Raw genomic sequence first — 13,410 nt, 5'->3', positions numbered from 1 at the left:
TCTCAAGCTATGCAATGCATGCAGCGCCGCTGCGCCGCAGCATCGGGGCTGCGCCACATGGGCGCCCCAAAGGTGCTGGGGGAGGGGCGTGCGGGCCCCTCCGCACCTCCTCAGCGTACCAGTATGGCCCTGAAATCGTTCACATTCGTCAGGGTGGGGCCGGTCATCACCAGCCGGTCGAGGGCGGCAAAGAAGCTGTAGCCGTCATTGTTGGCGAGATCGTCCGCCGGCTTCAGTCCGCGCGCCGCCGCCGCCTCCAGCACCGCCGAATCGAACCAGGCGCCGGCATTGTCCTCGGTGCCGTCCACGCCGTCCGTATCGCAGGAGATGGCGCTGATGCCGGGCCGGCCCTTCAGCGCCAGGGCAAGAGCGAGGAGGAATTCCACCGAACGCCCGCCGCGCCCCTTGCCGCGCACCGTCACCGTGGTCTCGCCGCCGGAGAGCAGCACGCAGGGCGCCGCCGCCGGCAGCCCGTGCGCGCTGGCGCAATGGGCGATGCCGGCAAAAACGATGGCCGCCTCCCGCGCCTCCCCCTCGATGGCGTCGCCGAGGATGAGGGGGGTGAGCCCGTATTCCCGCGCCTTCGCCTCCGCCGCCTTCAGGGCCATCAGCGGGGTGGCGATCATGTGCACCTCCTGCCCGGGGATGGTGTCGCCGGAAACGGTGTTGGCGCGGATGATCGCCTCCAGCTTCGCCGTCACCTCGATGCCCCAGCTGCGCATCAGGCCCAGCACCGCCTCGGGGTCGGAAGCCTCCGGCACGGTGGGGCCGGAGCCGATGGCGGCGGGGTCGTCCCCCGGCACGTCGGAGATGAGATAGGTCACCGCCCGGGCCGGGGCGATGGCGGCGGCAAGGCGGCCGCCCTTGATGCCGGAGACGGACTTGCGCACCCGGTTCATCACCCCGATGGGCGCGCCGGACTTCAGCAGCGCCGCGTTCAGCGCCTGCTTGTCCTGCAGCGTCAGCCCCTCCGCCGGCAAAGTGAGGAGGGAGGAGGCGCCCCCCGACATGAGGCACACCACCAGGTCGTCCGGCCCGGCGCCCTTCGCCAGCTCCAGAATGCGGCGGGCGGCATCCAGCCCCGCCTGGTCCGGCACCGGATGGGCCGCCTCCACGATCTCGATGTGCCGGGTTTCACAGCCATGGCCGTAGCGGGTGACGATGAGCCCCTCGCAGGGGCGGCCCCATTCCGCCTCGAAGGCGCGGGCCATGCGGGCGGAGGCCTTGCCGGCGCCGATGACGATGGTGCGCCCCTTCGGCGGCGCCGGAAGGCGGTCCTTGAACTTGCCCTCGGGCAGCGCCGCGGCCAGCGCCGCATCGAACAGGCCGAGGAGGATGTCCCGGTCGGAGAAGGTTTGGCTCGTCATGGCGCGCTCCCGTCCCCGCTGCGGCGGGGAAAATGCTTGTTCTTTGTGCGATCCCGCCCGCATGAGGCCTCCGCTTTCGAGGCGGCAGGCGGGATGCGAGAGACGGATCGTCCGCCCCGCCTGAAACGCCGGGACGATTCAGCCGTGGCTGATCCGGCTCTAGCGGCCTGCCGCCGCGCGATCAATGCGCGCCCGGCGAAAGGCAGCTTTAACGCCGGCAGCAAGGTGGGCGGCCGGAACGGCGGGCAGAGCCCGCGGGATCACGTGCATCCGCCGGGGGAAGCTCCTATATGCGGGCCATGAGCGACACCTCCTGTGGCGGCACGCCGCCTCTGGTCTTCGACCGGCCCCTCCTGCGCCGGCGCCTCGCCCGCGCCGCAAGCCTCGGCCCCGAGCCGTTCCTGCTGGAGCGGGCGGCGGAGGATGTGGCGGACCGCCTGTCCGCGGTGAAGCGCCGGTTCGAGACGGCGCTGGATCTCGGTACGCCCACCGATGCCCTGGCCCGTGCCCTCGCCGGCCATGGGGCGGTGGGCCGGCTTCTGGCCGCGGTGCCGCTGGCCGCGGGCATCGGCGGGCGCGACGGCGCGGTGGTGGCGGACGAGGAGCTTCTGCCGTTCGCCGCGGGCAGCCTCGACCTCGTGGTCTCGGCCCTGTCGCTGCAGATGGTGAACGACCTGCCCGGGGTACTGGCCCAGGTGCGCCGGGCCCTGCGGCCGGACGGGCTGTTCCTCGCCGCCATGCTGGGGGGCGGCAGCCTTTCGGAGCTGCGGCAGGCCTTCGCCCAGGCCGAGGTGGAAACCACCGGCGGCCTTTCCCCCCGGGTCGCCCCCTTTGCCGACGTGCGCGATCTCGGCGCCCTGCTGCAGCGGGCGGGCTTCGCCCTGCCGGTGACGGACGTGGACCGGGTGGTGGTGCGCTATGGCTCGCCCTTCACCCTGTTCGCGGATCTGCGGCGCATGGGCGGGGCCAATGCCCTGGCCGAGCGCCGGCGCGTGCCCCTGCGGCGGGCCACGCTGCTGCGCGCGGCGCAGATCTATGGCGAGCGCTTCGCCGATGCGGACGGGCGGGTGCGCGCCACGTTCGAAATCGTCTTCCTGTCCGGCTGGGCGCCCCATGAGAGCCAGCCGAAGCCGCTGCGCCCCGGCTCGGCGAAGATGCGGCTGGCCGATGCGCTGGGGGCGCAGGAAGTGCCGCTTCCCCCTGCCGGGGACGGGCGGGATTGAGCCGGCGGCATCCCGTCTTTATTCAGGACAATGGCCGCCGCGGCGGCCGGCGCAGGGGGAGCGGGAATGAGCGGACAGGCGGGCCAGGGCGGGCGGGAAGAACCGGTTCTGAAGGAAGCGTTTTCCCACATCCTGCCCATCACCACGCGGTGGATGGATGTGGATGTCTACGGCCACGTGAACAACGTGGTCTATTATTCCTATTTCGACACGGTGGTGAATGAGCACCTCGTTTCCGCCGGCGTGCTCGATCCGCAGACAAGCCCGGTGATCGGCCTGGTGGTGGAAACGCGCTGCACCTATTTCCGCAGCCTCACCTATCCGGCGCCGGTGCTGGCCGGGCTGCGGGTGGCCCGGCTCGGCTCCTCCTCGGTGCGCTACCAGATCGCCCTGTTCCAGGGGGACGATCCGCGCGCCGCCGCGCAGGGGCATTTCGTCCATGTCTATGTGGAGCGGGCCAGCCAGCGGCCGGTGCCGATTCCCGAGCCGGTTCGGGTGCTGCTGCAGGCCCTGGTGGTCTGACAGGCCCTGCGCCGGAGGGCCCGAACGCACATGCCCCCGGACCCGCCGGGGCATGATACCATTGATCGTGCCTTTGGCCGGGGCCAAGGGGTTCACCCAAGCGCCGAGCAGGCCTGCGCAACGGCCCATGAGCAACGCTCACGGCCCGTTGGCAGGACACGTCACGGCGACCGGGGCCGATCAGCAGATATACTGGGCGCCGTTCACGGTCATGGTGGAGCCGGTGATGAAGCCGGCGTCGTCGGCGGCGAGGAACACCACGGCGCGGGCGATGTCCTCCGGCTCGCCGAGGCGGCCCACCGGAATGGTGGCCACGATCTTCGCCAGGGCCTCCGCCGGCACCGCCTTCACCATCTCGGTGGCGATGTAGCCGGGGGCGATGGCGTTCACGGTGATGCCGAGCCGGGCGGTTTCCTGGGCGAGCGCCTTCACGAAGCCGATCTCGCCGGCCTTGGCGGCGGAATAATTGGTCTGGCCGAACTGGCCCTTCTGCCCGTTGATGGACGAGATGCAGATGATGCGGCCGAACTTGCGGTCGCGCATGCCCTCGATCACGTTGCGGGTCATGTTGAAGGCGGAGTTGAGGTTGGTGTTGATCACCGCGCTCCACTGCTCCAGCGACATCTTGTGGAACTGGCCGTCACGGGTGATGCCCGCATTGTTCACCAGCACCTCGATGGGGCCCACCTCCGCCTCGACCTTGGCGATGCCCGCCTTGCAGGATTCGAAATCGGAGACGTCCCACTTGAAGCTGGGGATGCCGGTCTTTTCGGTGAAGGCCTTGGCGGCCTCCTCATTGCCCGCGAAATTGGCGGCGACGGTGTATCCGGCGGCCTTCAGCGCCACCGAGATCGCTTCGCCGATGCCCCGCGTGCCACCGGTGACCAATGCGACGCGCCCCATGTTTCCCTCCTCACATCTGTTGGCCCGACCTGAAGACGATTCACCCACACCTCGTGGCGGGTCGGGCCACACCCGGGCAGGTTCCTAGCAAGGCTTTGTTGCTGTTCAAAAACCCCGGGCCGCGATGGAAGGTCGCGGCCCGGGGCGGAGGCTATGGCTCAGTCGCGGGCGAGGCACATGGCAATGCCCATGCCGCCGCCGATGCACAGGGTGGCGAGGCCCTTCTTGGCGTCGCGCTTCTGCATCTCGTGCAGCAGGGTCACGAGGATGCGGGTGCCCGAGGCGCCGATGGGATGGCCGATGGCGATGGCGCCGCCGTTCACATTCACCTTGGAGGTGTCCCAGCCGAGGCCCTTGTTGACCGCGATGGCCTGGGCGGCGAAGGCCTCGTTGGCCTCCACCAGGTCGAGGTCGTCCTTCGACCAGCCCGCCTTCTCCAGGGCCAGCTTGGCGGCCGGGATGGGGCCGGTGCCCATGACGGACGGGTCCACGCCCGCCTGGGCCCAGGAGACGATGCGCGCCAGGGGGGTCTTGCCCTCGGCCTTGGCCTTGGCGGCGCTCATGAGCACCACGGCGGCAGCGCCGTCATTGATGCCGGAGGCGTTGCCGGCGGTCACGGTGCCGTCCTTGGCGAAGGCCGGCTTCAGCTTCTGCATGGCTTCCAGGGTGGCGCCGTGGCGGATGTATTCGTCCTGGTCCACCACCACGTCACCCTTGCGGGTGGAGATGACGACGGGGACGATCTCGTCCTTGAACCTGCCCGCCTTCTGAGCCGCTTCCGCCTTGTTCTGGGAGGCGACGGCGAATTCGTCCTGCTCGATGCGGGTGATCTGGAATTCCTTGGCCACGTTCTCGGCGGTCACGCCCATGTGGTAGCCGTTGAAGGCGTCCCACAGTCCGTCCTTGATCATGGTGTCCACGAAGGCGAGGTCACCCATGCGCTGGCCGTTGCGCAGGTGCGCCGCATGGGTGGACTGGCTCATGGATTCCTGGCCGCCGGCCACCACGATCTCGCTGTCGCCGTTGGCGATGGCCTGGGCGCCGAGGGCCACGGAGCGCAGGCCCGAGCCGCACACCATCTGCACTTCATAGGCCGGGGCGGAAATGGGCACGCCGGCCTTCAGGGAGGCCTGCCGCGCCGGGTTCTGGCCCTGGCCGGCGGTGAGCACCTGGCCGAGAATCACCTCGCTCACGGCGTCGGTGGGCAGGCCGGCGCGCTCCAGCGCAGCCTTGATGGCGATGGCGCCCAGCTCATGGGCGGGCAGCGGTGCGAGGGCACCGTTGAACGACCCGACGGGGGTGCGCGCTGCGCCGACGATGACGACCTCGTCCTTCATGGGGGTATCTCTCCTGGGAAGATCGGGCGGGCGGCTTTGCGCCTCATTGGGGAATTTGGCGGGTGCGTTGCTTGGCCTCTATCGTGGCCGGGGCGGACCATGTGTCAATGACCCACATCAAGGCAAGGGGGCGCAGCGCGCCGCGAGCTTCAACCTTTGTAGGCGGGCATCCTTGCCGCGGTGCGGCACCGGGCCCCGGGCGGCGCACATAAGGGGTAGCCCTGTTCCTGGAAAGGCCCTAACGTACCGCACCGCCCAAGGAATACGGATGACCGGACGATGGCAAAGTCAACAGAGCCAGTCACCATCAAGAAATACGCCAACCGCCGTCTCTACAACACGGGGACCAGCACCTATGTGACCCTCGAAGACCTCGCCAACATGGTGAAGGACGGCGAGGATTTCGTGGTGTACGACGCCAAGAACGGCGAGGATATCACCCACTCGGTGCTGACGCAGATCATCTTCGAGCAGGAAAACAAGGGGACGAACCTTCTCCCCATCGCTTTTCTGCGGCAGATCATCCGCTTCTACGGCGACAGCATGCAGATGCTGGTGCCGCGCTATCTTGAAGCCTCCATCGACAGCTTCACCAAGGATCAGGAGAAGTTTCGCGATCACGTGGCCAAGACCCTGACCACGGGCGGCTTCGTGGGGCTGGACGACCATGTGCGCCGCAACATGGAAATGTTCGAGCGCGCTTTCCACATGTTCCTGCCCTTCCCCAAGGGCGACGAACCCCTCGTGCCCGGCGAAGCGCCGACCGCCGCCGCGACACCCCAGGCGGCCCCGTCCGCGCCGGAGCGCCCGAGCGAGCTCGATGCGCTCAAGCGGCAGATGGCCGACATGCAGGCGAAGCTGGAACAGCTGGTGCCCCGCCCCGCGCCCCTGCCGGAGCCGCAGACCAAGACGGAAGAGGAGGGCGGCTGAGGCTGTCCTTCGCCCCCGCAGCGCGCACGGCCGGGGCCTTCTCCCCGATGCGGGTGCAGGCGGCTGCGGGGATGGATGGCGGCAAGGTGGCCCGCCGGAAGGCGGGCGCCGCCTGTACCTCCCGTGCCGGTGCGGCGCGGCCGAGCGGCCCCGCGAATGGCGGCATGCAGGACGGGAGCGGGCGCCGCGCAGCGGAAATCACCGCCGATCACCCCGGCCGGTCGCTCCCGCCGGTCGCTTCCGCTTGGAGCGCGCACCGATCAGCTCGCATCGCAAGCCGATCGGACAACGCGTGCTCTTTCCTGAGTTTAGAGCGCGATCCGCTCATATGGCACCGCGCTGCGGCTTCATCTGAGCGGTCAATCGCCATCTGACTTAGGGAATCGTGCCGGGGCCGGCGGGCGAATCGCCAATCAGCCTGAAATGTTGGCCCACCCACCTTGATCACAGCGCGCCGCGCCGCTCAGGGCCGGGGGCCACATCCCCGGGACCTCTGCAGCTTCGGCCAGGGCCACGCCCGGCGCGATCATTCGGACCGCGGCTCCACCGAGAAGTCGCGCTGCGCCACCCGCACGGAAACCGAGAAGCCGGCCACCACGTCCAGCAGCATCACGCACAGCAGGATGGCGAAGGTGGAGTTGCCCGCCTGCTGCACCAGCAGGAATTCCGCCATGGAGGCGGCGAACAGCAGCATGGACAGCATGTGGTCAACGAGCGAGCGCGAGGTGATGCGCGTCGATTTGAGAATCTCGAAGAACAGGAAGAACAGGCACAGGACGATGAAGCCCTCTTCCATGGTGATGGTCCACTGCGCCCCGGAGAGCATGGAAACCGTCGTCAGAATGGTGCCCCACTCGGTGCCGGGCATCAGAAAGACGAGGATGTTGTAGATCGCCAGCGGGATGATCAGCAGCGGAATGGGCGTCAGCATGGGTGCTCCTCGGGCCGATCTGCCGCGGATACACGATTCTCTCGCCCTCGCCGCGGCGCCGGGGATGGGTGGCACATCCCGCGGTGAAAGTCACCGTCGTGCTTGGTCACGGCGGGCGGCCGGTCCCTGGCGCCGGCTTTCGCCGGGCGGTGAATCGGCTCCCTGACGTGCCGGACCCCCGAAAAGGGGCGGCGGCACGGCAACTTCCCGGCCGGACGCGCCGGAAGCCCGCGTGTGGGCTCCCGGTCGGGGTCCGATCAGGCTCGGTCAGGCTTCGGCCTTGGCCTTCAGCACCTGCCGGCCGCGATACATGCCGGTCTTCAGGTCGATGTGGTGCGGACGGCGCAGCTCGCCCGAATCCTTGTCTTCCACATAGGTGGGCTGCTTCAGCGCGTCGGCCGAGCGGCGCATGCCGCGGCGGGACGGCGAGGTCTTTCTCTTGGGGACAGCCATTGTCCAAACTCCTGACGGCGTGACGAGCACAAGTGCGCCTTGTCGAACACGAAACGGTTGCACACGGGAACGTGTGGCGATGAAGCCGGCGCCGGCGAAACCCCGAAAGGCCTTATCCGGGGCGAAACCCCGGGTACCCGCCACCGCCCGCGGCGGCGGTTCGCGCGGGGCTCGCTTCCAGCCAGCATTCCCGATTGAAGGCGCGCCTTATACAGGCTCCCGGCAGGGAGCGAAAGCCCTTGCCGGCGATTTCAGGGGACTGAATGCCCCAACAATGCCCTCTTGTCAGCCGAGGAGAGCTAAGCGAGGTTGCGCCCCGCTTCGGCCAGACCGAGGACTCCCGAGGAAACCGGACCCATGATGCGTTCCGCCCACTCTTCCCTTCTTGCCGCAGCTCTCGCCGCGAGCGTCACCGTCGGCCTCGGCGGATCGGCGTTCGCGCAGGCCGGTGCTCCGGCCACGCCGCCCGCCGCCCAGGCGGCCCCGGCCGATCCGGTGGTTGCCACCGTGAACGGAACGCCCATCCATGCGAGCGAAGTCCTCATCGCCATGGAAGACATCGGCGCCGGCCTGCCGCCCCAGCTCCAGGGGCCGCAGCGTGAAGAATATGTGCTCTCCTTCCTCAGCGACATGACCCTCCTGGCCAAGGCCGCCGAGGCGCAGAAGCTGGACCAGACGCCGGACTTCCAGCGCCGCGTCGCCTATGCGCGCACCAAGGCGCTCATGGAAACCATGATGCAGCAGGTGGCGAAATCGGCCGTGACCGACGAGCTGAAGCGCAAGACCTATGACGAATTCGTCAAGTCGGCGCCGCCCGAACCGGAAGTGCGTGCCCGCCATATCCTGGTGGATGACGAGGCCAAGGCCAAGGACATCGCCAAGAAGGCCAAGGCCGGCGAGGATTTCGTCAAGCTGGCCAAGGAGAATTCCAAGGACAGCGCCGAGGACGGCGGCGACCTCGGCTATTTCACCAAGGAACAGATGGTGCCGGAATTCGCCGAGGCGGCGTTCAAGCTGGAAAAGGGCCAGGTGTCCGATCCGGTGAAGAGCCAGTTCGGCTGGCACATCATCAAGGTGGAAGACAAGCGCCAGAAGCCGGTGCCCACCTTCCAGCAGGTGGAAGACCAGGTGGAGCAGTATCTGGTGCGCAAGGCGCAGGCCGACATGGTCACCAAGCTACGCGCCGACGCCAAGATGGAGAAGGCCGCCGCTCCGGCGCCCGCTCCCGCTCCGGCTCCCGCCGATCCGGCGAAGAAGTGATGCCGCGGCGCGCGCCGGTGGCGGGCGCCTGAGGTTTCGAGCGTGAGGGGCGCTGCGGCGCCCCTCTTTCGTTCCGCATGGGGTTCTGATCAGGCCCTAAAGCTCGTCCAGCCCGGCCTTTGCCCGCGCCAGCAGCCGTGCGGCATCGAGGGGCGCCCCCGTGGCGGGGTCGAGCACCACGGCGCCGAAGCTGCCGGCCAAAGCGGCGCATACGCCCATGGCGCTGACCTCCTCACGCACGTCGCCGCTCCATTTGAACTCCACCGCCACCACCTCCCCCGCCGCGGCGAGGGCGGCCGCGAGCGCCGGCTGGGCCGAAAGCTCCTCCTGCACCGGCCGGAAGCGGATGGTGAAGCCGGCATCCTCCCCGTCGAGGGTGCGGGGCAGGTATCCCGATGAGTCCAGCGGCACATAGCCGTCGTCGAGGACGAGCCGGAGCTTCAGGGCGTCGAGGGCCTTCTGCAGGGCATCGCGGGCGGGAACGGCGGTACGGGCCATAAAGGCGGTCTGGGCGCGCGCCATGGCGGCTCCTTCCAATCCAGGCAAGGCATGAAAAGCCGCGGGGCCGGCCCGCGGCAGGCTGAAACGCCGCGAGCTTAGAGCGCGATCCGATCAAATTGAATCAATTTGATCGGTCAATCGCCCTCTAACTCAAGGATAGAGAACGCGCCGGCTTGAAGCCGGCCGAAGAGGGAATTGCGCCCCCACGCGAGGGGCGGGCCGCGTCAGGGCGGGGCGGCCCCGCCGGGCGGGAGGCAGGCCCGGGACGGGGTGGCGAGGGCGGTCCAGACGGCGGAGACGGCGGCGGCGTTGTTGCAGCGGTCCGGCGTCGGCTCCAGCTGGGCGTGCAGGTTCATCTGCACCGGCTTGGAGAGCCACCAGCTCATGGAGACGTCGCGAATCTTCTCCGGGGTCGCCGTGCCCACCGGGCAGCGCCCGTCCTCCGCCTCCGGCCACACCTTGATGTGGGCGAGATTCTCCGGGCAGCGCGGCGCAAACCGGGCATCGAGCCAACGGGTCGCCTGCGCCACGGCGAGCCGCCCGCGCCCGCTCCGCACCGCGCCGATGGCGCCCAGGGGGCCGGCCGCCTCGGTGAAGAAAGCGGTGTCGTCCGCGTCGGGCACCACCACGCCCCGGGCGGTGCGCTCCTCCGTCAGCACGCTGGCCGGATCATTGGAGATGACGAGGACGAAGGGCGCCAGCCGGGGCTCCACCTCCACCACCGCCTGGGCAAGCTCAAGAGCGCTCTCGGCACCGAAATTCTCGAAATAGCCGCCGTCCACGATGCGGTCCACCACGTCCGTGTCCACCTGGTAGATGGCGCCCGGCGGCGAGATCACCGGGAAGCGGGCCGAGTTGGTGGCGGCGGTGGACATGCGCACGTCGAGGTCGGAGCGCACCAGTCCATGGAAGTCGATGGCGTGGGTGAAGATGGGGCATTCCGCGCCGGGGCCGCCGGAGGGGCACCGGCCGTTGGCCGCATAGGTGGGCAGCAGGTCGGTGGTGATGATGCGCTGGCCGGTTTCCACCGAGGTGCCGTTGAGCACCAGGAAGGGCACCCAGCGGGCGGAATCGCGCGGCGGGCCGAGGAAGGGGGCGGCGAGCCGCCCGCCGGTGCCGGACCCCTGCCCGGAGGCGTCGAGGCCCTGCGCGAACCGCGCCTCGAAGGCGCGCTCCAGCAGCGCGGCGCGATCCTGCAGGAACAGCTGAACCTGGTCGTGGAAGGCGAGGCCGAAGAAGGTGGCGGTCAGGTAGTCCCCCGCCGTCAGCGCCTCCAGGCAGTCGCGCCAGCCGGAAACCGCGCCGCCATACCAATAGGCCGGCGCGCCGGCGGGGCAGGGCGGCGCCGTGCCGGCGCGGGCCTCCAGCGCCGCCGCCGTCACCGCTGCCCCGTAGGACCCGCCGGAAACCCCGGAAATGGCGAAGATGCGGGCGGCGATGTCCTGGCCCGCCAGCGCCTGTTCCACGGCGGCGGAGAAGCGCCCGTCGTCGCGCGCGGCGCGGGTCACCTTCGAGCCGTCGGCGCGGGTGAAGGCGGAGCCGGCGCGATGCTGGTCGAAATCCAGGAAATGGCCGATCACGCTGGCGGTGAAGAAGCCGGCCCGGCTGGCCCCGCCGGCGGCGGCGATGATGAGCGGGCGCGGGCAGGTGTCGGGGGCCTCGGCGCAGCCGTTGGCGCGCATCCACTGATGGATCGCCTGGGTCAGCGGGGTGCGGCGGTGGGCCGGGTCGGTGGCGGTGAGGGTGCGCACCGCATGGTTGTCGCCGAAGATATAGATGCCCGCCGCCCCCAGCAGGAACAGGCCGGCCACCAGCGGCAGGTGAAAGCGCCGGCCGATGGAGGAGAGGTAGGAAAGGATGGGCAGCCAGCCGCCGAAGATGAGCGGAATGGCGAGAGCCAGGGGCAGCCGCGCGGCGAGCCAGAGGGGGCTTGCCGCGAGCACGGCGATGACCGCCACCCCGTAGGCCAAAAGGGCGAGCCGGCCGGTGGCGTGCAGATCACCCGCGCCGTCGCCCGGGCGGGGGGCGATGCCGAGCAGGGCGAACAGCGGGGCAAGCCGGGCTCCGAGGGCGGCATCGAAGGCGGCGAAGCGCCCCAGCCGGGTCAGTCGCGTGCGCGCCGCCGCATAGAGCAGGAACAGCACGGCGCCGGCGAGCATGGTCCAGAACACCAGCGCCAGTTGCGCGCGGGCGGCGTCCACCACCGCCTGGTCGGAGATGGTGGGCAGGTTGGCCACCGCCCGGGAGGCGCCGATGGCGAAGGCCAGGAAGGGCAGGGCGCCCAAGAGGCGGGGCACGTGGCGCACCAGCAAGGCGAAGATGAGGTCCTTCGCCCCCTGCGCCGGCTCGCCGGTGCCGTTGCCCGCGGCTTCGTCGCGCGTGCGGCGGCGGGCGCGGGCGGCCGCGTCGCGCTCGGCCATTCGCCGGGCGAGGCCGTCATCGGTTTCCACCAGCAGCCGGGCGGCATAGTGCACAGGCACCGCCCAGAACACGAAGACCGCGGCCAGAAGGCCGACGATGGCCCGCGACAGCCCGGCCGGCACGCCCAGCGGGGCGCCGGCCATGGCCACGTCCACCATCACGTCCTGGGCCTGGGTCACCCACGCCATCAGCGCGAGGCCCAGCAGCACGCTGGCGAGCGGCACGCGCACCACCCAGAGAATCAGGAAGAAATCGAGCCAGCGGCTCCAGGCCCGCCCGATCCAGGACGCCGGCTCCGGCGCTGGATTCTCGGCCTGCGCCGGCGGCGGGCAGGACGGACCTACGGGTTCGATCAACATGCGTGCCTCCCGTGCCCCCGCACGCAAAATGTATAAAATATCTAACATGACTGCCGCGCCATGCGAAGCGCTACCGTGGACCGAAGGTGGGCGGGCCTGGAAACGGGTGCGCCGAAGCTCCCTCCCCGCGTGCGAGGGAGGGGTGGGGAGGGGGCGGACCTCTCCTCGTGGCTCTGGCGCAGGGGAGGGCGCATCGCTTCCCCCTCTCTGCCCTCTCCCGCAAGCTGGTGAGGGTTCCGAACGGCTCCCCTCGCGCGGGGGAGGGGTAGACGCGGCGCGGGGCAGGGGTGCGGGAGGAAGGGCCGCCGTTTCCGAAAGGTGCCGGCGCAGGGGGCATTTCCCATCCCCGTCCGGCGCGCCGGGCGGGGCATCGGTTCAGGCCGGGTCCGGCCCGCGCCGCCTGGCGGCAGGGGCCAGTGCGGCACGGTCAGATCATCGCCATGCCGCCGTTCACGTGCAGCGTCTGGCCGGTGACATAGGCGGCCTCGTCGGAGGCGAGATAGACGCAGGCCGCGGCGATGTCGTCCGGCGTGCCGAGCTTCGCCGCCGGGACTGCCTTCAGGATGGCCTCGCGCTGCTTCTCGTTCAGCGCGTCGGTCATGGGGGTGGCGATGAAGCCGGGGGCGACGCAGTTCACCGTCACGCCGCGGGAGGCCACTTCCTGCGCCAGCGACTTGGACATGCCGATGAGGCCGGCCTTGGCGGCGGCATAATTGCCCTGGCCCGCATTGCCGGTGACGCCGACGATGGAGGTGATGGAGATGATGCGGCCCGAGCGGCGCCGCATCATGGTGCGCACCGCCGTGCGGGCGAGGCGGAAGGCGGCGGTGAGGTTCACCGCGATCACCTGGTCCCAGGCCTCGTCGCTCAGGCGCATGAAGATGTTGTCGCGGGTGATGCCGGCATTGTTGACCAGGATGTCGATGTGCCCGCCCAGCGCTTCCTCCGCCGCCGGCACCAGCTTTTCCACCTCTTCGGTGTTGCCGAGGTTGCAGGGCAGGACGTGGACGCGCCCGCCGAGCTCGGCGGCCAGCGCCTCCAGCGCCTCGGCCCGCGTGCCGGAAATGGCCAGCGTGGCACCCTGGGCGTGCAGCGCCTTGGCGATCGCGCCGCCGATGCCGCCGGTGGCGCCGGTGACGAGCGCGGTCTTGCCGGTAAGGTCGAACATGAGTTCCCCAGTCCTTTTTCTGAAGTTTCCGGCGC

Annotated in this window: 12 protein-coding genes; 4 read left to right on the top strand and 8 right to left on the bottom strand. The window is 69.9% G+C overall.

The genetic code is table 11. From position 1 onward, the window contains the following. Window positions 1-110 precede the first annotated feature (110 nt). Window positions 111-1,367, bottom strand: coding sequence for a glycerate kinase type-2 family protein (locus ACI7BZ_RS19335; RefSeq protein WP_414118758.1), 1,257 nt, complete (start codon window positions 1,365-1,367; stop codon window positions 111-113). Window positions 1,368-1,657: 290 nt separating this feature from the next. Here ACI7BZ_RS19335 and ACI7BZ_RS19330 point away from each other — a divergent pair, with 290 nt between their 5' ends. Together ACI7BZ_RS19330 and ACI7BZ_RS19325 are read left to right on the top strand one after the other, a co-directional pair. Continuing rightward, window positions 1,658-2,590: a class I SAM-dependent methyltransferase gene (locus tag ACI7BZ_RS19330; RefSeq protein ID WP_414118757.1), complete on the top strand. Its 933-nt coding sequence runs from the start codon at window positions 1,658-1,660 to the stop codon at window positions 2,588-2,590. 66 nt (window positions 2,591-2,656) lie between these two features. Further along, a complete protein-coding gene (locus tag ACI7BZ_RS19325) occupies window positions 2,657-3,112 on the top strand; it encodes an acyl-CoA thioesterase (protein ID WP_414118756.1) in 456 nt (151 codons plus the stop codon). Between the two features lie 180 nt (window positions 3,113-3,292). Here ACI7BZ_RS19325 and phbB read toward each other — a convergent pair whose 3' ends face one another. Both phbB and ACI7BZ_RS19315 read right to left on the bottom strand, forming a co-directional pair. Further along, window positions 3,293-4,015 (bottom strand): acetoacetyl-CoA reductase, encoded by a 723-nt coding sequence (phbB, locus tag ACI7BZ_RS19320; protein WP_414118755.1) that lies wholly within the window; start codon window positions 4,013-4,015, stop codon window positions 3,293-3,295. Window positions 4,016-4,173: 158 nt separating this feature from the next. Beyond that, window positions 4,174-5,352: an acetyl-CoA C-acetyltransferase gene (locus tag ACI7BZ_RS19315; protein WP_414118754.1), complete on the bottom strand. Its 1,179-nt coding sequence runs from the start codon at window positions 5,350-5,352 to the stop codon at window positions 4,174-4,176. Window positions 5,353-5,631: 279 nt separating this feature from the next. Here ACI7BZ_RS19315 and phaR point away from each other — a divergent pair, with 279 nt between their 5' ends. Next, window positions 5,632-6,282: a polyhydroxyalkanoate synthesis repressor PhaR gene (gene phaR, locus ACI7BZ_RS19310; RefSeq protein ID WP_414118753.1), complete on the top strand. Its 651-nt coding sequence runs from the start codon at window positions 5,632-5,634 to the stop codon at window positions 6,280-6,282. A 526-nt stretch (window positions 6,283-6,808) separates the two neighbouring features. On the opposite strand, the gene ACI7BZ_RS19305 is transcribed toward phaR, so the two are convergent. Beyond that, a complete protein-coding gene (locus ACI7BZ_RS19305; RefSeq protein WP_414118752.1) occupies window positions 6,809-7,213 on the bottom strand; it encodes a hypothetical protein in 405 nt (134 codons plus the stop codon). A gap of 267 nt (window positions 7,214-7,480) precedes the next feature. Further along, a complete protein-coding gene (rpmF, locus tag ACI7BZ_RS19300) occupies window positions 7,481-7,666 on the bottom strand; it encodes a 50S ribosomal protein L32 (RefSeq protein ID WP_414118751.1) in 186 nt (61 codons plus the stop codon). A 357-nt stretch (window positions 7,667-8,023) separates the two neighbouring features. Between rpmF and ACI7BZ_RS19295 the strand changes: the two genes are divergently transcribed. Then, entirely contained in the window at window positions 8,024-8,926 is a 903-nt protein-coding gene (locus tag ACI7BZ_RS19295) for a peptidylprolyl isomerase (RefSeq protein WP_414118750.1), read from the top strand. Window positions 8,927-9,022: 96 nt separating this feature from the next. Here the strand turns inward: ACI7BZ_RS19295 and ACI7BZ_RS19290 are convergent, their stop codons facing one another. The 3 genes from ACI7BZ_RS19290 to fabG form a co-directional block, all read right to left on the bottom strand. Beyond that, on the bottom strand, window positions 9,023-9,448 hold the full coding sequence (locus ACI7BZ_RS19290; protein ID WP_414118749.1) for a hypothetical protein: 426 nt from the start codon (window positions 9,446-9,448) through the stop codon (window positions 9,023-9,025). Between the two features lie 203 nt (window positions 9,449-9,651). Beyond that, entirely contained in the window at window positions 9,652-12,207 is a 2,556-nt protein-coding gene (locus tag ACI7BZ_RS19285) for a hypothetical protein (RefSeq protein ID WP_414118748.1), read from the bottom strand. A 427-nt stretch (window positions 12,208-12,634) separates the two neighbouring features. Continuing rightward, window positions 12,635-13,375, bottom strand: a complete 741-nt coding sequence (fabG, locus tag ACI7BZ_RS19280; protein ID WP_414118747.1) for a 3-oxoacyl-[acyl-carrier-protein] reductase — start codon at window positions 13,373-13,375, stop codon at window positions 12,635-12,637. Window positions 13,376-13,410: the final 35 nt, after the last annotated feature.

The sequence above is a fragment of the Xanthobacter sp. AM11 genome, assembly GCF_047444035.1.
In the GTDB taxonomy this organism is placed as follows: Bacteria; Pseudomonadota; Alphaproteobacteria; order Rhizobiales; family Xanthobacteraceae; genus Xanthobacter.
The sequence above is the reverse complement of the archived record's forward strand: the minus strand, read 5'-3'. Positions and strand labels throughout refer to the sequence as shown.

What these genes read in the sequence shown, in the direction of transcription:
- phbB (WP_414118755.1), bottom strand. Translation starts at nt 4,015, where the DNA reads ATGGGGCGCGTCGCATTGGTCACCGGTGGCACGCGGGGCATCGGCGAA.
- ACI7BZ_RS19295 (WP_414118750.1), top strand. Translation starts at nt 8,024, where the DNA reads ATGATGCGTTCCGCCCACTCTTCCCTTCTTGCCGCAGCTCTCGCCGCG.
- phaR (WP_414118753.1), top strand. Translation starts at nt 5,632, where the DNA reads ATGGCAAAGTCAACAGAGCCAGTCACCATCAAGAAATACGCCAACCGC.
- ACI7BZ_RS19335 (WP_414118758.1), bottom strand. Translation starts at nt 1,367, where the DNA reads ATGACGAGCCAAACCTTCTCCGACCGGGACATCCTCCTCGGCCTGTTC.
- ACI7BZ_RS19290 (WP_414118749.1), bottom strand. Translation starts at nt 9,448, where the DNA reads ATGGCGCGCGCCCAGACCGCCTTTATGGCCCGTACCGCCGTTCCCGCC.
- ACI7BZ_RS19305 (WP_414118752.1), bottom strand. Translation starts at nt 7,213, where the DNA reads ATGCTGACGCCCATTCCGCTGCTGATCATCCCGCTGGCGATCTACAAC.
- rpmF (WP_414118751.1), bottom strand. Translation starts at nt 7,666, where the DNA reads ATGGCTGTCCCCAAGAGAAAGACCTCGCCGTCCCGCCGCGGCATGCGC.
- ACI7BZ_RS19315 (WP_414118754.1), bottom strand. Translation starts at nt 5,352, where the DNA reads ATGAAGGACGAGGTCGTCATCGTCGGCGCAGCGCGCACCCCCGTCGGG.
- ACI7BZ_RS19325 (WP_414118756.1), top strand. Translation starts at nt 2,657, where the DNA reads ATGAGCGGACAGGCGGGCCAGGGCGGGCGGGAAGAACCGGTTCTGAAG.
- ACI7BZ_RS19330 (WP_414118757.1), top strand. Translation starts at nt 1,658, where the DNA reads ATGCGGGCCATGAGCGACACCTCCTGTGGCGGCACGCCGCCTCTGGTC.
- ACI7BZ_RS19285 (WP_414118748.1), bottom strand. Translation starts at nt 12,207, where the DNA reads ATGTTGATCGAACCCGTAGGTCCGTCCTGCCCGCCGCCGGCGCAGGCC.
- fabG (WP_414118747.1), bottom strand. Translation starts at nt 13,375, where the DNA reads ATGTTCGACCTTACCGGCAAGACCGCGCTCGTCACCGGCGCCACCGGC.